Source organism: Robinsoniella peoriensis (genome assembly GCF_000797495.1).
Taxonomy (GTDB): domain Bacteria; phylum Bacillota; class Clostridia; order Lachnospirales; family Lachnospiraceae; genus Robinsoniella; species Robinsoniella peoriensis.
In genome coordinates this window covers 18,417-38,382 of record NZ_JTGN01000014.1, presented here as the reverse complement: position 1 = coordinate 38,382, position 19,966 = coordinate 18,417, and the positions used below count along the sequence as shown (strand labels likewise).

At 41.2% G+C, this 19,966-nt stretch carries 16 protein-coding genes and 1 other annotated feature; all 16 genes read left to right on the top strand.

The window, feature by feature from the left end; all coding sequences use genetic code 11:
- Positions 1–18 precede the first annotated feature (18 nt).
- Positions 19–498: a ribonuclease HI gene (gene rnhA / locus QR40_RS23585; RefSeq protein WP_027294696.1), complete on the top strand. Its 480-nt coding sequence runs from the start codon at positions 19–21 to the stop codon at positions 496–498.
- Between the two features lie 28 nt (positions 499–526).
- On the top strand, positions 527–2,869 hold the full coding sequence (locus tag QR40_RS23580; RefSeq protein WP_044297037.1) for a DUF5722 domain-containing protein: 2,343 nt from the start codon (positions 527–529) through the stop codon (positions 2,867–2,869).
- Between the two features lie 48 nt (positions 2,870–2,917).
- Positions 2,918–3,181: a binding site (T-box leader), on the top strand.
- 107 nt (positions 3,182–3,288) lie between these two features.
- Positions 3,289–4,521 carry a tyrosine--tRNA ligase gene (tyrS, locus tag QR40_RS23575; protein ID WP_027294694.1) on the top strand — a complete coding sequence of 411 codons (1,233 nt, stop codon included), beginning with the start codon at positions 3,289–3,291 and terminating at the stop codon, positions 4,519–4,521.
- 110 nt (positions 4,522–4,631) lie between these two features.
- On the top strand, positions 4,632–4,784 hold the full coding sequence (locus tag QR40_RS32115) for a hypothetical protein (protein WP_176731112.1): 153 nt from the start codon (positions 4,632–4,634) through the stop codon (positions 4,782–4,784).
- 77 nt (positions 4,785–4,861) lie between these two features.
- On the top strand, positions 4,862–7,501 hold the full coding sequence (gene alaS / locus QR40_RS23570) for an alanine--tRNA ligase (RefSeq protein WP_044297036.1): 2,640 nt from the start codon (positions 4,862–4,864) through the stop codon (positions 7,499–7,501).
- Positions 7,502–7,625: 124 nt separating this feature from the next.
- Positions 7,626–7,802, top strand: a complete 177-nt coding sequence (gene rpsU, locus QR40_RS23565) for a 30S ribosomal protein S21 (protein WP_006864570.1) — start codon at positions 7,626–7,628, stop codon at positions 7,800–7,802.
- Between the two features lie 138 nt (positions 7,803–7,940).
- Complete coding sequence (cls, locus tag QR40_RS23560) at positions 7,941–9,476, top strand: cardiolipin synthase (protein ID WP_044297034.1); 1,536 nt, start codon at positions 7,941–7,943, stop codon at positions 9,474–9,476.
- Between the two features lie 145 nt (positions 9,477–9,621).
- Positions 9,622–10,212: a putative ABC transporter permease gene (locus QR40_RS23555; RefSeq protein WP_027294687.1), complete on the top strand. Its 591-nt coding sequence runs from the start codon at positions 9,622–9,624 to the stop codon at positions 10,210–10,212.
- 86 nt (positions 10,213–10,298) lie between these two features.
- Positions 10,299–11,474: a D-alanyl-D-alanine carboxypeptidase family protein gene (locus tag QR40_RS23550; RefSeq protein WP_044289447.1), complete on the top strand. Its 1,176-nt coding sequence runs from the start codon at positions 10,299–10,301 to the stop codon at positions 11,472–11,474.
- A gap of 111 nt (positions 11,475–11,585) precedes the next feature.
- Positions 11,586–12,389 (top strand): metallophosphoesterase, encoded by an 804-nt coding sequence (locus QR40_RS23545; RefSeq protein WP_044297033.1) that lies wholly within the window; start codon positions 11,586–11,588, stop codon positions 12,387–12,389.
- Between the two features lie 102 nt (positions 12,390–12,491).
- Positions 12,492–13,232: a segregation and condensation protein A gene (locus tag QR40_RS23540; RefSeq protein ID WP_027294685.1), complete on the top strand. Its 741-nt coding sequence runs from the start codon at positions 12,492–12,494 to the stop codon at positions 13,230–13,232.
- Positions 13,233–13,340: 108 nt separating this feature from the next.
- Complete coding sequence (scpB, locus tag QR40_RS23535) at positions 13,341–13,910, top strand: SMC-Scp complex subunit ScpB (RefSeq protein ID WP_027294684.1); 570 nt, start codon at positions 13,341–13,343, stop codon at positions 13,908–13,910.
- A 40-nt stretch (positions 13,911–13,950) separates the two neighbouring features.
- On the top strand, positions 13,951–14,739 hold the full coding sequence (locus QR40_RS23530) for a zinc dependent phospholipase C family protein (RefSeq protein ID WP_044297031.1): 789 nt from the start codon (positions 13,951–13,953) through the stop codon (positions 14,737–14,739).
- 80 nt (positions 14,740–14,819) lie between these two features.
- Entirely contained in the window at positions 14,820–16,058 is a 1,239-nt protein-coding gene (locus tag QR40_RS23525; RefSeq protein WP_027294682.1) for a D-alanyl-D-alanine carboxypeptidase family protein, read from the top strand.
- A gap of 120 nt (positions 16,059–16,178) precedes the next feature.
- Positions 16,179–18,371: a DNA topoisomerase III gene (locus tag QR40_RS23520; RefSeq protein ID WP_044297029.1), complete on the top strand. Its 2,193-nt coding sequence runs from the start codon at positions 16,179–16,181 to the stop codon at positions 18,369–18,371.
- Between the two features lie 156 nt (positions 18,372–18,527).
- Positions 18,528–19,964, top strand: coding sequence for an acyl-CoA carboxylase subunit beta (locus tag QR40_RS23515; protein ID WP_027294680.1), 1,437 nt, complete (start codon positions 18,528–18,530; stop codon positions 19,962–19,964).
- Positions 19,965–19,966: the final 2 nt, after the last annotated feature.

The following is a 19,966-nucleotide window of genomic DNA, read 5'->3' as shown; positions in this document are numbered from 1 at the left end:
ATTTAAAGGAGGAGTAAAATGCTGGTAAAAATTTATACCGACGGTGCGGCAAGAGGAAATCCCGACGGACCAGGGGGCTATGGAACGATTCTGATCTGTGTGGATGCTCAGGGGCAGGAACATAAAAGGGAATACAGCCAGGGATATGTGAAGACTACCAATAACCGTATGGAGCTGATGGCTGCAATTGTGGGGCTGGAAGCCCTGAACCGTCCCTGCCAGGTAGAGCTGTATTCTGACTCTAAATATGTGGTAGATGCATTTAACCAAAAATGGATTGACGGCTGGCTTAAGAAGAACTGGAAACGGGGAAAAAATGAACCGGTTAAGAATATAGATCTGTGGAAAAGGCTTCTTGCTGCAAAAGAGCCGCATGAAGTGAAATTCATCTGGGTGAAGGGGCATGATGGCCATGCACAAAACGAGAGATGTGATGAATTAGCTACTACAGCAGCAGATGGCAGAAATCTGATCGTAGACGAAGGATTAATGCAGTAAAAGTTACCTGGGTTAAGGAGAAAGATATATGTGTGTTATGAAAAAGTTATTTAAGGGAGGGATCTTTCTATTTGCACTAGTATTACTATTTGTTCCGGTATCGGTGCAGGCGGCGAAAAAAGGGATGGAGATCCAAAGCTGTATGATTAATACGGCAAACAGGAATCAGGTGGTGATTCGTGCGAAAGGCTCTGTGTCTGCATCGGGTACGGATGGAAAGTATTACTTGTTTGCATTAAGGCCTTATGCCTCCAGAATAAAGGGAAGCACCAAGCCATTGGCATCCTGTAGGCGTAGTAAATCCATTGGGCTTAAGGCTGCATTGAACAAGGATAAGCCCGACAGTGTACTTTACAATAAGTTTGTCATTGCAGTGAAGAGAAAGTCCGGAGCATATGAGATTGTCAGCGATCCGTCTTATATTACCAATCCGGATGCGGCAGCAAAATACCGTTATGCTTTTCCAAAAGCAACATCTAAAAAAGGGCTGCAGGTTAGTCCGCAAATGCTGGCAGATGCAGAAGATCTGGGGATTAAGCACGCAGCAGTTAACATTCTGATGGATGAATTTATGGTAGATGAATGGCAGAAAAATGACAGTAATGCATATCGTTATAATTTTGAAGGAAAGACTTACTGGTTTTCCAAGTCGGGCTGCAGTGGTGTGGATTCACAGGTGAGAAGCCTGACACAAAGCAATGTGGTTGTCTCGGGAATCCTGCTTCTGCGTGGTGAGCCACAGGCATCTGTGCTGGTTCCGCCGGGTGCTCAGGGTGGAGCAGAAGCTTATTATGGGCTGAATACCATGAATGAAGAAGGGGTTAAGAATCTGTCGGCGCTGGTTTCATTCCTGGGAGAGCGTTATATGGGCTCGTCCAAAGCAAATGGCAGGATATCTAACTGGATAGTAGGCAATGAAGTAGATTATTATATCCGGTACAATTATATGGGCGGAATGTCAAGGTCCAAATATACGAAAAGCTATGCCAGAAGTTTCCGGGTGATATCCACAGCTCTGAGAAGTATCTACAGCAATGCACGGGTATATATTCCGTTGACAAACTGCTGGAACCAATTACAGCCAAACGGAGGATCCTATACAGCAAAAAGTACCCTGGACGGCTTTGTAAGTGCTTTGAAAAAAGAGGGGAATATACCATGGAATGTGGCATATCATGCTTACCCGCAGCCGCTGACTGACCCTGTTTTCTGGGATGATATCGGCTGGGGCAGCAGCAGCTCCCAATATATTACCATGAATAATATCAAAGTATTGACTGATTATGTAAAAAAGAAGAATAAAAATTGCAGAGTAATTTTGTCAGAACAGGGATTTTCCTCTTATACAGGCGGTCGTGGAAAAGATGAAAAATTGCAGGCGGCAGCTTATGCCTATGCTTATTACATCACGGAGTTCAACAGCCAGATTGATTCCCTGATTATTACCAGGCATGTTGATCATGTGGAAGAAGAAAATCAGGGGATTTTTGCCGGAATCTGGAGTAATCGTCCGGGTCAGACTGAAAACGCATATATGCAAAAAAGAATCTGGGATGTATTTAAATACATTGATACAACGGCATCAGAAACTATTAGTAAATTTGCATTAAAAGAAATCGGTATTTCAAGCTGGAGCAGCAAGATTTCAGGGTTTAACTGGAGCAGATTTAAAAAGATGACCACCTATAATAACGGGAACCTTTATCTGGTTAAGAAGAGTAAGGGGCAGAAGAACCTTGCTAATCTCTGGAACTATACATATAACGGAGGTACGGATTCCTCCGGAAATGAAACTACACTTAATGTGGACAGTAATGCAAATAATAATTTATACCGCGGTGTGGGACAAAAATTTAAAAAGCCGCTGAGCTTTAAGTCGAGAAGCCGTTTTATCTTCGATATCATGGTCAGTGGAACCAGGGCAAAGGAAGCAGATGTAAGGGTCCGCTTTTTCAACGGAAAGCATATATTTGAAGCTGCCTCATCCATTTTAACCGGCAGAAAGCAACAGTTCTCAGCAGACTTATCAAAGTGGAAATACAGACAGAAGGTATCGAAGATTCAAGTCTGGGTGAAACCGGCAAGAGGAGTTTCCTGGAAGACGAATGGTAAAATTACAATTGCAAATCTGAAACAGGCATCCAGGATCAGCTCTGTTTATATATCCGGATTTAAATCCAGCCTTCAAGTTGGTAAAAAGATGCAGTTGAAAGTAAAAGGAGTTTCTCAAAAAGTAACATGGGTAAGCAGTAAGCCATCTATTGCCACAATTAATAAAAAAGGCTTGGTAAAAGCAAAGAAAAAGGGCATGGTGACCATCAAAGCGATGATCGGGCAAGATATGATTACCAGGTCATTGCAGGTAAAATAAAAATACCCGTTGACAAAACCGAAAACGGCTCTTATAATGAATGCATTAGATAAGGCGATGATAAGAATAAGTAGCAATAAGAGGTATCATACAGAAAGCAGCCGGTTGATGAGAGGCGCATGAGAGACTTGTTGTGAATACCTCTTTGAGCTGCGTACCGAACTTTTAATATATATTGAAAAAGTAGGCTGCGACGGATTGTGCACACGTTATAGTGACAAAGTATAGAATTTCTGTACTTAGAGAGGCAGACAGTGCGAGCTGGCTGTGAAAAAAGGTGGTAACACGTGAGTTTTTACTCTCGTCCTTTTCAATTTAAAGGGCGGGAGTTTTTTTGTGGGTAAAAACAGATGCTCGTCCTACTTGAAATACACAAACCCATATGTTATATTAAAAACAGTGAATTAGGAGGAATGATGATGGCAGCAAATGTATTCGATATTTTAAAAGAAAGAGGATTTATCGAACAAACAACACACGAGGAAGAAATACGCGAATTATTAGGTAAGGAGTCCGTAACATTTTATATTGGTTTTGATGCGACGGCAGACAGCCTTACCGCAGGACATTTCCTCACCGTTATGGCTATGATGCATATGCAGCAGGCCGGACACAGGCCAATTGCTCTTTTAGGCGGCGGTACCACTATGATCGGAGACCCATCCGGAAAATCTGACATGCGTTCCATGATGACAATGGAAACAATTCAACACAATGCTAAGAGATTCCAAGAGCAGTTATCCAGATTTATTGATTTTGACAATGATAAAGCAATCATTGCCAATAATGCAGACTGGCTTTTGGATTTAAATTATGTAGAATTCTTAAGAGAGGTCGGCGTTCATTTTTCTGTAAATAAAATGCTCACTGCGGACTGCTACAAGCAGAGAATGGAGAAAGGACTTACTTTCTTTGAATTTAACTACATGTTAATGCAGTCCTACGATTTCTGGAAATTAAACAAAATGTATGATTGTAAAATGGAATTAGGCGGCAATGATCAGTGGTCCAACATTATCGGAGGTGTGGAACTGATCCGTAGAAAAGAACAGAAGCCGGCATTTGGACTTACCTTCAAACTTCTGACAACCAGTGAGGGGATTAAAATGGGTAAAACCATGAAGGGAGCCGTATGGCTTGATCCGGAAAAGACTTCTCCTTACGAATTCTACCAGTACTGGAGAAACATTGAGGATGTAAAAGTAGAAGAATGTCTTGGACTGTTAACCTTCCTTCCGATGGATGAAGTCCGCAGGCTGGGAGCGCTGGAAGGTGCAGAAATCAACCATGCGAAAGATGTCCTGGCATTTGAAATAACCAAGATTGTCCACGGGGAAGAAGAAGCGAAAAAAGCACAGGATGCAGCACGTGCATTATTTGCAGACGGAGGCAAATCAAAGGACATGCCCACCACGGTTTACAGCAAAGCAGAACTGGATGAAGGAAAAGACCTGATTACACTTCTGGTTGAGACCAAACTGGCAGCATCACGTTCCGAAGGACGAAGAATTATACTCCAGGGCGGTGTCAGCGTAAATGATGTAAAAGTAACGGAAATTGACCGTAAGTTTACTTCTGCTGACTTGGATGCAGACGGTGTTTTAATGATTAAAAAAGGGAAAAAGGGGTATCATCAAATTAAGGTGGACTAATATCACATCAGCCGGCAGGCAGCGTTAAACGTTGCTGCCGGCCAGAGCGTGTTTGAATAATCATTGTACCAGTCTGCACGCTCTTAACCACAATTTATGGAGGTAGCTAAATGGAATTTTGGGTAGTGTTTATACAAACAGTAGTGAAGATGATTCTGGTAGCAGCAGTGGCATTCGGGGGAATAAGATTTGGCAAGTTTCTGCGTGACCGCAAGGATGCAAAAGTTGCTGCAGAGCAGGTGAGTACGTCTGTGCAGAAATAAAGCGTGTACCTATACAGGTAAGACACGATCCAGCGGTCTAAATATAAACAACGAAGGATAATCAGGAGGATAGATTTGTGAAGAAATACGGTGTAAATGAACTGCGTAAAATGTTCTTGGAATATTTTGAAAGTAAGGGACATTTAGCAATGAAGAGCTTTTCTCTGGTTCCGCATAATGATAAAAGCTTATTATTGATCAATTCGGGAATGGCTCCATTAAAGCCATATTTTACAGGTGCGGAGATTCCGCCGAGAAAGAGAGTAACTACCTGTCAGAAATGTATCCGTACAGGCGATATTGAAAATGTAGGCAAAACAGCAAGGCATGGTACATTTTTTGAAATGCTTGGTAATTTCTCTTTTGGGGATTATTTTAAAAGTGAAGCTATTGCATGGTCTTGGGAGTTTTTGACAAAAGTAGTCGGTCTGGATGAGAACAGATTATATCCGTCAATTTATCAGGATGACGAAGAAGCATTTGAGATCTGGAATAAAGAAATCGGTATTGCACCCGAACGTATTTTCCGCTTTGGAAAGGCTGATAACTATTGGGAGCACGGTGCCGGACCTTGTGGTCCATGTTCCGAGATTTATTATGACCGCGGTGAAGAGTACGGCTGCGGAAGCCCTGATTGTACCGTTGGATGTGAATGCGACCGCTATATGGAAGTATGGAACAACGTATTCACACAGTTTGAAAGCGATGGAGAAGGTAACTATGCAGAACTGCAGCAGAAGAATATCGATACCGGTATGGGATTGGAAAGACTGGCTGTTGTAGTTCAGGGAGTAGATTCTATTTTTGATGTAGACACCATAGCAACTCTGCGTAACAAAGTCTGTGAACTTGCAAATGTTAAATACAAAGAAAATGATGAATCAGATGTATCGATCCGTTTGATTACAGATCATATCCGTTCTGCAACATTCATGATTTCCGACGGAATTATGCCGACAAATGAAGGCAGAGGATATGTTCTTCGCCGTCTGATCCGCCGTGGGGCCCGTCATGGACGTTTACTTGGAATCAAAGGTAAATTCCTGGCTGATTTAAGTGCTACAGTTATTGCAGAATCCAAAGACGGATATCCGGAACTGGATGAAAAGAAAGACTTTATCTTCAAAGTACTGACACAGGAAGAAGATAAATTTAATAAAACAATTGATCAGGGTCTCACGATTCTTGCAGGAATGCAGGAAGATATGGAAAAAGCAGGAGAGAAGACATTGTCTGGTGTAAATGCATTTACCCTGTATGACACATATGGCTTCCCGCTGGATCTGACAAAAGAGATTCTGGAAGAAAAGGGCTATACCATCGATGAAGAGGGATTTAAAGCAGAGATGGAAGAACAGAGGAAGAAAGCCCGCGCTGCCCGTGAAGTGACAAACTATATGGGTGCGGATGCTACGGTTTATGATGAAATTGATCCATCTGTGACTACGGAATTTGTAGGATATGACAGCTTGAGCGTGTCTTCTAAGATTACAGTTCTCACAACAGATAAAGAAATTGTGGAAGCAATTGCGGATGGGGAAGTAGGAACGATTTTCGTAGAGCAGACTCCTTTCTATGCTACCATGGGTGGTCAGGAAGGCGATAAAGGTATTATTAAGACTGCTGATGCAGAATTTGCAGTGGAAGATACTATTAAGCTGCTGGGAGGCAAAGTAGGTCATGTAGGTAAAGTAATAAAAGGTATGTTCAAAGTAAATGATACCGTTACGCTGGAAGTGAGTGCAAAGAACAGAACAAATACCTGCAAAAACCATAGTGCGACCCACTTACTGCAAAAAGCATTAAAGACAGTATTAGGTGCTCATGTTGAACAGAAAGGTTCTCTTGTAACTCCGGACCGTCTTCGTTTTGATTTTGCGCATTTTGCCGCTATGACAGAAGAAGAGATTGCAAAGACAGAAGCTCTTGTAAATGAAGAAATTCAGGCAGCGCTTCCGGTCGTGACACAAGTAATGAATGTGGAAGAAGCCAAAAAGAGCGGTGCGATGGCACTGTTTGGTGAAAAATATGCCGATGATGTGCGCGTGGTTTCCATGGGTGATTTCTCAAAAGAATTATGTGGTGGTACCCATGTTGCAAATACCGGTGTTATTACAACGTTCAAGATTGTTTCGGAAGCAGGGATTGCAGCAGGTGTCCGCCGTATCGAGGCACTGACTGGCGATGGTGTATTTGCATATTATAAAGAGATGGAAGAAGAGCTGCTGGAAGCTGCCAAACTGGTAAAAGCAACTCCCGCAACTTTGTTAGACAAACTGAACCACATGACTGCGGAAGCAAAAGCGATGCAGAGTGAAATTGATTCTCTGAAGAGCAAGCTTGCAAAAGATGCACTTGGAGATGTTATGGATCAGGTAGTAGAAGTAAAGGGTATTAAACTATTGGCAGCAAAACTTGCAGATGTAGATATGAACGGACTTCGCGATCTTGGAGACCAGTTGAAAGAAAAACTGGGAGAAGGCGTAATCGTTCTGACATCCGTTACCGATGGAAAAGTAAGCCTTCTTGCAATGGCAACCGATCAAGCTTGCAAACAGGGCGCACATGCAGGTAATCTGATTAAAGGAATTGCAGCTCTTGTTGGCGGTGGCGGCGGCGGCCGTCCGAACATGGCTCAGGCAGGCGGAAAGAACCCTGCGGGTGTGGATGATGCAATTGCTAAGGTAAGAGAAGTACTGGAAAGTCAGCTTCAGTAAAAAAAATTGCAAAATTAGTTGACGTATGTAAAAAATATGATATAATAACTATTAGTGCAATAAAAATACCCGTACAGTTGTATTATGCACAATCTACAACTGGAGGGAGGTTAGGTGTGAGACTATGTCGAATGTAATCGTAAAAGAGAATGAGACTTTAGATAGCGCTTTACGTCGTTTTAAAAGAAACTGCGCTAAAGCTGGTATCCAGCAGGAAATTCGTAAAAGAGAACATTACGAAAAACCAAGCGTAAGACGTAAGAAAAAATCTGAAGCTGCTCGTAAACGTAAATTTAATTAATTTGTGCAGTTAAAATCCTTGGCCATAGTTTAGATTATGGTCAAGGATTTTTTAAAGGAAAAATTTGAAAGAAAATTGCTTTCAAACTACTAATTAAGGAATAGCATAAGCCAGCTTGCGCTGTTCAGGGGTAAAATTATGAAAAAAATACTAAAGCTTGTTTTCAGCAGGCTGTTTTATGTTGGAGTTGCTATTTGTTTTCAAGTCTTCTGGATTGTACTTATGGCATATCGATTGGAACGAATGTTTCCGGTGTTATCTGTATTTATAACGGTAGCTTGTATAGCTGCAGTTCTATGGATTGTCAATAAACGTATGAATCCGTCTTATAAGCTGGCATGGACCATGCTGATTTTGTCGGTTCCTGTTTTTGGAGCAGTGATTTACCTGATATTTGGAAAATCCAGACTGGCAAGCGAAACCCAGAAAAAATTTGATAATGAAGTAAAAAAAACAGATGTTGTTCTGAAAGAAAAGAAAGATGTCAGGGAGAATTTAAATGAACTGGATTATCATATGGATAACCAGTCTAAATATATCCGTGATTATGCCGGATTTCCGGTATATCAAAATACAGAGACGGAATACTTCAGAATTGGGGAAGAGCTGTATAAAAGCCTGATACAGGAGTTGGAGAAGGCAGAACATTTTATCTTTATGGAATACTTCATCATAGATAAGGGGATGATGTGGGAGTCTGTATTGGAGATTTTGGTGAGAAAAGTAGCCGAAGGTGTAGATGTCCGGCTGATTTATGATGATATGGGATGCGTTAATACCCTGCCTGCGCAGTTTTACAAACAGCTTCAGGCAAAAGGAATCAAATGCGCAGCTTTTAATCCCTTCCGCCCCATTGTATCCGTAATCATGAATAATCGTGACCACAGGAAGATAACTGTTATTGACGGGCACACCAGCTTCACCGGGGGAATTAACCTCGCCGACGAGTATATAAACCGTAAGAAGCGTTTTGGCCACTGGAAAGATACCGGGGTTATGTTAAAAGGAGAAGCGGTACGGAATTTTACGGTTATGTTCATTCAGATGTGGAATGTAATTACCGGTATGGAAGATAAATTAGAAAATTATATGCCTCACGTATATCATAAAGAACCATTTAGAGGGGAAGGCTTTGTTCAGCCTTACGCAGATACCCCATTGGATGATGAAATCGTGGGAGAAAATGTTTACATAAATGCAATTACAAAGGCTAAGCGGTATGTCTATATTTTCACTCCTTATCTGATTATCGACAATGAGATGATGACAGCGCTGTGCCTGGCTGCAAAAAATGGAGTGGATGTAAGAATTGTTACACCAGGGATACCGGATAAGAAGATGGTCTTCTTACTGACCCAGTCTTACTATGCACAGCTCCTGGAAGCAGGAGTGAAGATCTATGAATATCAGCCTGGATTTATACATGCCAAATCCTTTGTCTGTGATGATGAACTGGCAATTGTAGGCACTATTAATATGGATTATAGAAGCCTGTATCTGCATTTTGAATGTGCCGTCTGGATGTACAGAACGAAAGCGGTGATGCAGCTTAAGAAAGATGTTTTTGAAACCATAGAAGTAAGTACCAGAATAACGGAGGAATTCTGCAGAGAGCGTAATATTGTAATCCGCGGCCTGCAAAATTTACTACGCTTATTTGCTCCTTTATTATAAAAATTTTATATTATTAATTTTTTTTTAAGTTTCTCTAAGTTTTCCTAAAGTGTATAGTATATTTAGAAAAAGTATGATAAGATAATTGCAAATCAGGACAAGTTACTGAAATATTTGAAAAAGATGAGCAAAGGGGAGTGAATATATGCCTTGGAATTATCCGGTTATAGGAACGGACATTTATCATATCGTACAGTGGTTTTTTATATATAGTATTTTAGGCTGGGTTGTAGAATCCATTTATATGTCATTTTGTGAAAAGAGATGGGTAAACCGCGGATTTATCTTTGGACCGATCTGCCCGATCTATGGTTTTGGAGCTGTGGCTGCTTATTTTATATTAGAGCCGTTAGCAGGAAATTATGTGGTACTGTTTATTGCGGGAAGCCTTCTGGCCACTGGCTGGGAATGGTTCGTAGCAAAAGTAATGTTACATATTTTTGGTGAAGTATGGTGGGATTACTCTAACAAACCTTTTAACTATAAAGGAATTTTATGTCTGGAAAGTTCGATTGCATGGGGTTTTTACACCATTATATTATTTACTTTCCTGCAAAAGGGAGTCATGATGATGGCCGACAGCTACAGTTATAAAGTAGGCTGTGTGGCAGCCGGTATCTTAATGGTTTATTACATGATCGATTTTACCATTCACCTTTGTAAAGCCAAATTCCCGTCTGTGCCAAAACGTGCCAGAAAGTTTCGGGACAGCCTTGTGAACTTTTATCGGGGATGATTTTCAGAAAACTGAATAAAAGAAGCATAAACCGCTCTCAAATCGCTTATATTTAGGTATAGAATGATTTGGGAGCGGTTATTTTTATGAAGAGATGGTTAGCATTATTTATGGCTGTCATTCTGCTTTTTCAAAATGTTGCAATTGTAAAAGCAGAAGAAGAGACAGCATCGGATGCTGCGGTGACGATTGAAGCGCCATCCGCAGTGTTAATGGAAGCTTCAACGGGAACAATACTTTATGAAAAAGATGCACATCAGAAATTAAACCCTGCCAGTGTCACAAAGATTATGACACTGCTGCTGATATTTGAGGCATTAGATGCAGGTAAGATTAAAATGGACGAGGAAGTGGTTACCAGTGCTCATGCAAAGTCTATGGGCGGATCACAGGTTTACCTGGAAGAAGGAGAGAAACAGACAGTTGAGACCTTGATAAAATGTATCGTTATTGCTTCCGGAAATGATGCTGCGGTAACAATGGCAGAAAGAATTTCAGGCAGTGAAGAGGAATTTGTCCGTCAAATGAACCAAAGAGCAAAACAACTGGGAATGAATGATACTAATTTTATTGACTGCTGCGGTCTTACCGATTCACCGGATCATTATACATCGGCATACGATGTTGCAGTGATGTCCAGAGAACTGGTTACAAATTACCCTAAGATCTATGAATACTCTACTATATGGATGGAAAATATCACCCATGTAACGAATAAAGGTTCTTCAGAATTTGGACTGACTAATACGAACAAACTTCTGCGCAGCTATGATGGATGCATGGGACTTAAAACCGGAAGTACCAGTACGGCAAAGTATTGTCTTTCGGCTACGGCGATCCGTAACGATATTGAGTTAATCAGCGTGATTTTAAAGGCTCCGGATACGAAAACCCGGTTTAACAATGCTGCAACACTTTTAAACTATGGATTCGGAAAGTGTGCCCTGTACATAGACAAGAATGATGATAAACTGCCGATGCTCACAGTGAAAAAGGGGGTAGAAGATCAGGCAGGCTGTAACTACGAAGGCGAATTCCGATATCTGGATACAAAAGGACAGGATTTATCACAGATAAAAAAAGAGATTAAAATGAGTGAAGAGATTACAGCACCGGTAAAAAAAGGTGATGTAGCAGGAAAAGCAGTATATCTCATTAATGGAAAAGAGATCGGAAGTGTAAATATTCTGTTTGACCGGGATATTGAAGAAGCAGGATTTTTGGATTGTCTGAAAGAAGCCTGGGAAGAATATTGTTTCTAAAGGGTATTGGAATGAGGGCCTCGAAAGGGGCTCTTTTCATTTTTGTAAAACTATGATATACTTTTGAAAACCCAAACGGGTTTTTTAAAGATGAAATTATATGGAGAATAAATGAGAAAATTTAAAATAGCAACATATAAAATAAAGACAATGCAAAAAAATAATTCCCCCAGCCGTCCGGTGAGAATAGTGGTACTTGCGGATTTGCACTGCACGGTTTACGGGGAAAATAATATCCGGCTGATACAGGCAGTATATAAAATTAATCCCGATATAGTTATGGTAGTAGGTGATATGCTGGTATCCAAACCGGATAAGCCTACGGATATGGATTCCACAGTGTTTCTGCTAAAAGCCCTGGTAAAGAAGTATCCGGTCTATTACAGCAATGGGAACCATGAATACCGGATGAAAATATATCCGCAGATTTACGGAGATGTCTATGAACGGTTTCAAAAGGAGATCCGTTCCATAGGCGTTGTCCTGTTGGAAAATGAAAGATGTCTCTGCAAGGCGGCAGGAATGAAAATGATTATTCACGGATATGAACTGGATAAGCGGTTTTTTAAACGTTTTTCCAGGGAAAAGCTGGGCGTGGAGGAAATGAACCAGGCTCTTGGAAGACCGGATGAAAAAGGATATCATATTCTGCTGGCTCATAATCCGGTATTTTTTAAAACTTATGCCGGCTGGGGGGCAGATTTAACCTTATCGGGGCATTTGCATGGAGGAATGATACGCCTTCCGCTGCTGGGCGGTGTTATCAGTCCACAGGTACAAATATTTCCAAAGTATGATAAGGGGCTCTTTCATATAGGAAGACATCAATTAGTAGTAAGCGCAGGGCTGGGCAGCCATTCCATCAAACTGCGGTTTCATAACCCTACCGAGCTGGTTGTTGTGGAATTGCAGTAATTTGCTTGCAAATCTTAAGAAAACTTAGTACAATAAAGAATATGCGTTTTCCACATAAAGTGGAGAAGAGACTTAGATTAGTAAAAGAAGGCAGGAAATATTATGGGAATTCCCGTCAAGCTAGAGGCATTTGAAGGTCCGCTGGATCTGCTCTTGCATTTGATTGATAAAAATAAAGTTAGTATCTATGATATTCCCATTGTGGAAATCACCAGACAGTATCTGGAATATATACAGGAAATGGAACGGCAGGACTTAGGCGTAATGAGTGAGTTTTTGGTTATGGCGGCTACCTTAATCGATATCAAGTCCCGGATGCTCCTTCCCAAAGAAGTAAATGAAGAGGGGGAAGAAGAAGATCCCCGGCAGGAGCTGGTAGAACAGCTGCTGCAGTATAAATTGTTTAAATACATGTCTTATGAATTGCGTGACCGCCAGGAAGATGCCCAATTATTTTTATATAAGCCTCCAACCGTACCGGATGAGGTAGAAGAGTACCGCGAGCCGATCCATTTAGAAGAACTGCTTTCGGGAGTGACGCTGGCAAAACTGAATGCGATATTTAAAGCGGTAATGAAACGGCAGGAGAACAGAATTGACCCGATTCGAAGCACCTTTGGAAATCTGGAAAAAGAAGAAGTCAGTCTGGATGATAAAATGGAGTTCGTGGAACAGTATGTACTGACCCGGAAATCCTGCAGATTTCGTGATCTGTTGGTATTACAGACCAGTAAAATACATGTAATTGTTGCTTTTTTAGCCATTCTGGAACTAATGAAAGTGGGTAAAATCAATATCATGCAGCAGGATATCTTTGATGATATCTACATAACGGCCAATTAAGTGTAAATTGTAAGACAGAAAATTATTTCTGATACGTATTTGGGGGATGTTATAAGCAGGCTTATGATATGCATACGATGAAGTGTAAAGGAAAAGCGAGGAATACGAGTGGATTTAAAGAAGACAGAAGCTGCAATTGAGGCGATTCTCTTTACTATGGGAGAATCCGTGGAAGTGGATAAAATTGCAAAAGCAGTAGAACAGGATTCAGAAACAACTAAAAAAATAATACATAATATGATGGACCGTTATCAGACGGAAGAGCGTGGCATTCAGATCATAGAATTGGAAAATGCCTTTCAAATGTGTACAAAGAAGGATATGTATGAGTATCTGATTCGAATTGCAAAGCAGCCGAAAAAAATGGTTTTAACGGATGTTGCACTGGAGACTCTTTCCATTATAGCATATAAACAGCCAATCACAAAAATGGAGATTGAAAAAATCCGTGGTGTTAAGAGCGACCATGCAGTGAATAAGCTGATTGAATATAATCTTGTAAAAGAACTGGGGCGGCTGGATGCACCGGGACGTCCGCTTTTATTTGGAACAACAGAAGAATTCTTAAGGAATTTCGGGGTACACTCTTTAGAGGATCTGCCAACTGTAAATCCCGTGCAATTAGAGGATTTTAAGGCAGAGGCTGAAGAAGAAATTCAATTAAAACTGAATATCTAGAGTGGTTTACAGGCTCTGGAGTACAGATGGGAGAGTTTTTATGCCTACAACTTATGCACATGATGCTTTTGGAAAAATTGTTTATCAAAAGCTTCCGGAAGAAATGAAACAGATAATAGGAAATGAAAGAACCGCGTATTTGATCGGACTGCATGGACCTGATATACTTTTCTATAACAGACCCTTTTGTAATAACCCAATCAGCCAGAAGGGACACGAGATGCATGACGAGATTGCATCTGTCTTCTTTGCGGAATGCAAGAGAAAATATATGCAGGAAGAAAGTGAGATACTCCTTGCGTATATGTTTGGATTTGTATGTCATTATATGCTGGACAGTACCTGTCATCCATATATAAATGAATATATCGAGAAGACAGGGGTATCCCACGACGAAATCGAAACAGAGTTCGACCGTGAATTGATGGAACGCAATAACCGCAATCCTTTCCGTTTCCATCCCTCCGATTCAATTCACCTGGAAAAAGAAACAATCAGGGAAATTGCCAATGCGCTGTCAGATATCAGCGAATGCCAGGTGCGCCATTGCTTAAAAGCGATGAAGTTCTATACGAATATAACGGTCTGCTCCAACTGTTTTAAGAGAAATCTTTTTCTTAATCTGGCTCATTTTACGAAAGCATCTGATGCAATTCAGGGTAGAATTATAAAAAAGAAGAAAAGCAAACGCTGTGAGGAAAGTAACCAGATGCTTTTGCATTTGTTTAGGCTGGCGGTACCGGAGACGGTTACGGTAATGGAAGATTTTTATAATACCATTACGGATATGGACTACCTCAATTATCGTTTTGAAAGAAACTACAAATAAATAGAGATACTCTGAAATACTTTATAATATTCTTTCACATCCAACATATACTAGTAGAAAAGCCATAGGATGTGAAGTGGATGAAGAAAATAACAGCAATTCTTTTAATACTGCTGCTCAGTATTTCCGGAAATCGCCTGGCTGCTCTGGCGGCAGAGGATCAGACGCCGGAAGAGCTGAATAATTTATACGCCCGTAGTGCCGTTTTAATGGATGGTGATACAGGGCGTATTCTTTATGGAAAGAATGAAAATGATGTAATGCCAATGGCAAGTACTACAAAGATCATGACCTGTATACTCACACTGGAAAAAGGAGATCTGGATTCTGTAGTTACCGCATCTTCCCTTGCTGCGTCTCAGCCAAAGGTTAGGCTGGGTATGAATACAGGAGAACGGTTTTATCTCAAAGACCTGCTCTATGCACTTATGCTGGAGTCTTTTAATGATGCCGCTGTTGCCATAGCCGAGCATCTGGGTGGAAGCGTGCAGGGATTTGCAGATATGATGAATGCAAAAGCAAAAGAGATAGGATGCACGGATACATATTTTATATCACCCAACGGATTAGACGCAACCGATGAAAAAGGAACCCATTCGACTACTGCAGCGAATCTGGCACGTATTATGAAGTACTGTATCACAGAATCACCACAAAAAGATATGTTCTTAAAAATTACAAGAGCTGCGAACCATAGTTTTGCTAATGCGGATCAGACGAGAAATTTTTCCTGTGTAAACCACAATGCATTTTTAAGCATGATGGAAGGGGCACTTTCCGGAAAGACAGGGTTCACCAACAATGCAGGGTACTGTTATGTAGGGGCACTTAAAAAAGACGGCAAGACCTTCATTGTCGCTTTGCTGGCATGCGGTTGGCCAAATAATAAGAGCTATAAGTGGAGTGATACCAGAAAGCTGATGAATTATGGGCTTCGGCATTATGATTTCAAGGAAATACATATTGGAAATGAACCTGGCGTATTTGTAGCATCCGATGTTATAAAACCCCTGAAAGTAGAATCCGGAATTCCGGAAAGCCAGAACCTGCAGGATACTGCTTTCGTAAATACCAGCCTGAAGTGTTCCAAAGATGATACTATCAAAATGCTCTTATCTGAAAATGAGAAAATAACAGCCGATTACCAGATGAAAGAACAACTTACGGCACCGGTAAAAAGTAATACTGAGATTGGGAAGGTTACTTATTACCTGAATGGAAAGCCACTGAGAGAATATCCGATTATTACCACCCAGAATATTGAAAAACTGGATTTTTCCTGGTGCCTGGATAAGATATGGGGATGGTTTGCTGCCTAAGTTGTAATGTGAGCCTGAAGTATAAAATTTCTACTTTGAAAAACCTCTGTGCAATGCTATAATAACAGGAAGCGGATTTTTCGCAAATACGACATAGAAAAGCAGAGGATGAATTAATATATGAAATCACTAGTAATCGCAGAGAAACCATCTGTTGCAAGGGATATCGCAAGGGTTTTGAAATGCCAGAAAAAGCTTCCGGGTGCTATGGAAGGCGGGCAATATGTTGTGACCTGGGCGCTGGGGCACCTGGTTACGCTGGCTGATCCGGAAGGATATGATGTTAAATATAAGGAATGGAAAATGGAAAGTCTTCCTATGATTCCTGAAAAAATGCAGCTGGTTGTAATTAAACAGAGCGCGAAACAGTATGCAGCTGTAAAAACGCAGATACACCGCAAAGATGTGGGAGAGATCATTATCGCCACAGATGCAGGAAGGGAAGGCGAGCTGGTAGCCAGATGGATTTTGGAAAAAGCCGGCAGTCACAAGCCGGTAAAGCGTCTGTGGATTTCTTCGGTAACGGATAAAGCAATCCGGGAAGGTTTTGGTCACTTAAAGGATGGAAGAGAATATATTCCGCTGTATGATGCGGCAGTGGCAAGGGCGGAAGCAGACTGGCTGGTGGGAATCAATGCTACCAGGGCATTGACCTGTAAATATAATGCCCAGTTGTCTTGCGGCAGGGTACAGACTCCAACCCTGGCAATGATTGCAGCAAGGGAGGAGGAAATAAGGAAATTTAAGCCTGAGGCTTACTATGGACTTACCCTTCGTACGAAAGGCATGGTCTGGAACTGGCAGGATGAAAAAAGTGGAAGCAGCCGGACATTCCAGAAAGAAAAGACAGATAAGATAGCAGAGAAACTTAAAAATGCAAAATTAACGGTAGTATCCGTTGAAAAGAAAGCGAAGCAGTCACAGGCTCCGGGCCTGTACGATCTGACGGAGCTTCAGCGTGAGGCAAATAAAAGGTTCGGATTTTCAGCAAAAGATACATTAAATACGATACAGCGTTTATATGAGAATCACAAAGTACTGACCTATCCCCGAACGGATTCCAGATATATCAGTACAGATGTGGTAGATACATTAAAGGAAAGGCTGAAAGCATGTGCAGTCGGTCCCTACAAAAAGCTGGCTGGAACCCTGATTATGAAACCCATACGGGCAAACAAGTCATTTGTGGATAATGCGAAAGTCAGTGACCATCATGCGATTATTCCAACGGAGCAGTTTGTTCAGATGGATCATATGTCCGTGGATGAACGTAAGATCTATGATTTGGTAGTAAGGCGTTTTCTGGCTGTTTTATATCCGGCTTTTGAATATGAGCAGACGACAATGAAAGCAAAAGCAGGAGAGGAATTATTCACTGCAAAAGGGAAAGTTGTCAAAAGCCTGGGATGGAAAGCTGTGTATGAAGACATGGCTATGGATGATGAGGAAGACGATGAAAAGGATTCCGCAGGAAGCCTTCCGGTATTAAATAAAGGACAGGTTCTGGAGATTGAGAAAGTCACCATGACGGAAGGAAAGACGAAGCCTCCTGCACCCTTTAACGAGGCTACACTTTTATCCGCTATGGAGAATCCCGTGAAATATATGGAGAGCAAAGATGCCCAGGCAGCCAAAACACTTGGAGAGACCGGAGGACTTGGTACTGTGGCAACCCGAGCAGATATTATAGAAAAGCTGTTTAATACCTTCCTGATGGAAAAACGTGGAAAGGATATCTTCGTTACTTCCAAAGCAAAACAGCTTCTGGAACTGGTGCCGGAAGATCTGAAAAAGCCGGAACTGACAGCGGACTGGGAGATGAAGCTGTCTAAAATTGCAAAGGGGAAGTTAAAAAAAGTATCTTTTTTAAATGACATCCGCAGTTATACCCATGAAATTATAACAGAAATCAAACAGGGTGAAGGAAATTTCAGGCATGATAATCTGACTAATTCAAAATGCCCCGTCTGCGGAAAACGTATGCTTGCGGTTAATGGAAAGAACAGCCGTATGCTGGTATGCCAGGACAGGGAATGCGGACATCGTGAAACAATTGCAAGAGTGACAAATGCCAGATGTCCAAACTGCCATAAGAAAATGGAAATGGTGATGAAAGGGAGCGAAGAAACTTTTGTCTGCGTCTGCGGACATAAGGAAAAATTGTCAGCTTTTCAGGCGAGAAGGCAGAAGGAAGGTGCGGGTGTCAGCAAGAAAGATGTCCAGAACTACCTGAGCAAACAGAAGCAGGAAGCCAAAGAACCAATCAATAATGCATTTGCTGCAGCATTTGCTAAATTGGATATAAAAGAATAAATAAAATAAATGCATTATCAGACATGAGCTGGCGTCTATGGTAAAAAATTGTTAAAATATAGACAAAACACTTGCGTTTTTTATGTAAACAAGATAAAATATAATTGGCAGAAATTTGGTTTTACTTTAATAATATAGAAAATGGAGGGCTGAAAAATGAGTAATACAGCACAAAGCTTGGCAAGTACTAGAATCGCTTCTTTACTTGATGAGAACAGTTTTGTTGAAATCGGCGGATATGTAACTGCCAGAAATACTGATTTCAACATGCAGCAAAAGGAAACCCCTGCAGACGGCGTCATTACCGGTTATGGTGTGATCGACGGCAACCTGGTATATGTATATAGCCAGGATGCATCCGTACTTGGAGGTACCATTGGAGAAATGCATGCAAAGAAAATTGCTGGTCTTTATGATCTGGCGCTTAAAATGGGTGCACCAGTGATCGGTTTAGTTGACTGCGCAGGTATGAGACTTCAGGAAGCAACCGATGCTTTAAACGGATTTGGTGAAATCTACATGAAGCAGTCAGTGGCAAGCGGTATAATTCCCCAGATCACAGCCGTATTTGGTAATTGCGGCGGAGGACTTGCAATCGCTTCCGAACTTACCGACTTTACATTTATGGAAGAAAAGAAAGCAAAATTATTTGTGAATTCTCCAAATGCACTGGATGGAAATGATGTATCTAAATGTGATACAGCTTCCGCAAAATTCCAGAGTGAAGAAGCAGGAACGGTAGACTATACAGGCAGCGAAGCTGACGTACTGTCCCAGATCAGATCTCTTGTATGTATGCTCCCGGCTAACAACGAAGACGATATGTCTTATGAAGAGTGTACAGATGATTTGAACCGCGTATGTAAAGATCTTGCAAATGCAGCAGGTGACACATCCATTCTTTTATCTGATATTTCTGATGACAATCTTTTCTTTGAAACGAAAGCAGCTTATGCAAAAGAAATGGTAACCGGTTTTATTAAATTAAACGGAATTACCGTAGGTGCAGTTGCCAACCGTACAGAAGTTTGTGATGAAGAAGGCAACGTTGCAGAAACATATGAAGCAGTATTAACTAACAGAGGTGCAAAAAAAGCAGCTGAATTTATTCAGTTCTGTGATGCTTTTAATATTCCGGTATTATCCTTGACAAATGTCAAAGGATTTAAAGCAGATACTCATTCTGAAAGATGTATCGCAAAAGCTGTTGCACAACTTACTTATGCGTTTGCAAACGCTACTGTTCCTAAAGTTAACGTTATTATCGGTGCAGCTTACGGAACAGCTTATGTAGCAATGAACAGTAAATCAATCGGTGCAGACATGACATTTGCATGGACAGATGCCCAGATCGGTATGATGGATGCAAAATCGGCTGCCAGGATTATGTATGCGGATGCTGATGCGGCGACAATCAGTGAAAAGGCAGCAGAATATGCAGCTTTACAGTCAAGCGCTATGTCAGCAGCTAGAAGAGGGTATGTTGATACGTTGATTGAAGCAGAAGATACCAGAAAATATGTTATCGGAGCTTTTGAAATGTTATTCACAAAAAGAGAAGATCGTCCGAACAAAAAACATGGCACGGTTTAAGC

Bases quoted from the DNA above. Each gene is read 5' to 3' on its own strand.
- rnhA (WP_027294696.1), top strand. From the start codon at position 19: ATGCTGGTAAAAATTTATACCGACGGTGCGGCAAGAGGAAATCCCGAC.
- QR40_RS23580 (WP_044297037.1), top strand. From the start codon at position 527: ATGTGTGTTATGAAAAAGTTATTTAAGGGAGGGATCTTTCTATTTGCA.
- tyrS (WP_027294694.1), top strand. From the start codon at position 3,289: ATGGCAGCAAATGTATTCGATATTTTAAAAGAAAGAGGATTTATCGAA.
- QR40_RS32115 (WP_176731112.1), top strand. From the start codon at position 4,632: ATGGAATTTTGGGTAGTGTTTATACAAACAGTAGTGAAGATGATTCTG.
- rpsU (WP_006864570.1), top strand. From the start codon at position 7,626: ATGTCGAATGTAATCGTAAAAGAGAATGAGACTTTAGATAGCGCTTTA.
- cls (WP_044297034.1), top strand. From the start codon at position 7,941: ATGAAAAAAATACTAAAGCTTGTTTTCAGCAGGCTGTTTTATGTTGGA.
- QR40_RS23555 (WP_027294687.1), top strand. From the start codon at position 9,622: ATGCCTTGGAATTATCCGGTTATAGGAACGGACATTTATCATATCGTA.
- QR40_RS23550 (WP_044289447.1), top strand. From the start codon at position 10,299: ATGAAGAGATGGTTAGCATTATTTATGGCTGTCATTCTGCTTTTTCAA.
- QR40_RS23545 (WP_044297033.1), top strand. From the start codon at position 11,586: ATGAGAAAATTTAAAATAGCAACATATAAAATAAAGACAATGCAAAAA.
- QR40_RS23540 (WP_027294685.1), top strand. From the start codon at position 12,492: ATGGGAATTCCCGTCAAGCTAGAGGCATTTGAAGGTCCGCTGGATCTG.
- QR40_RS23530 (WP_044297031.1), top strand. From the start codon at position 13,951: ATGCCTACAACTTATGCACATGATGCTTTTGGAAAAATTGTTTATCAA.
- QR40_RS23525 (WP_027294682.1), top strand. From the start codon at position 14,820: ATGAAGAAAATAACAGCAATTCTTTTAATACTGCTGCTCAGTATTTCC.
- QR40_RS23520 (WP_044297029.1), top strand. From the start codon at position 16,179: ATGAAATCACTAGTAATCGCAGAGAAACCATCTGTTGCAAGGGATATC.
- QR40_RS23515 (WP_027294680.1), top strand. From the start codon at position 18,528: ATGAGTAATACAGCACAAAGCTTGGCAAGTACTAGAATCGCTTCTTTA.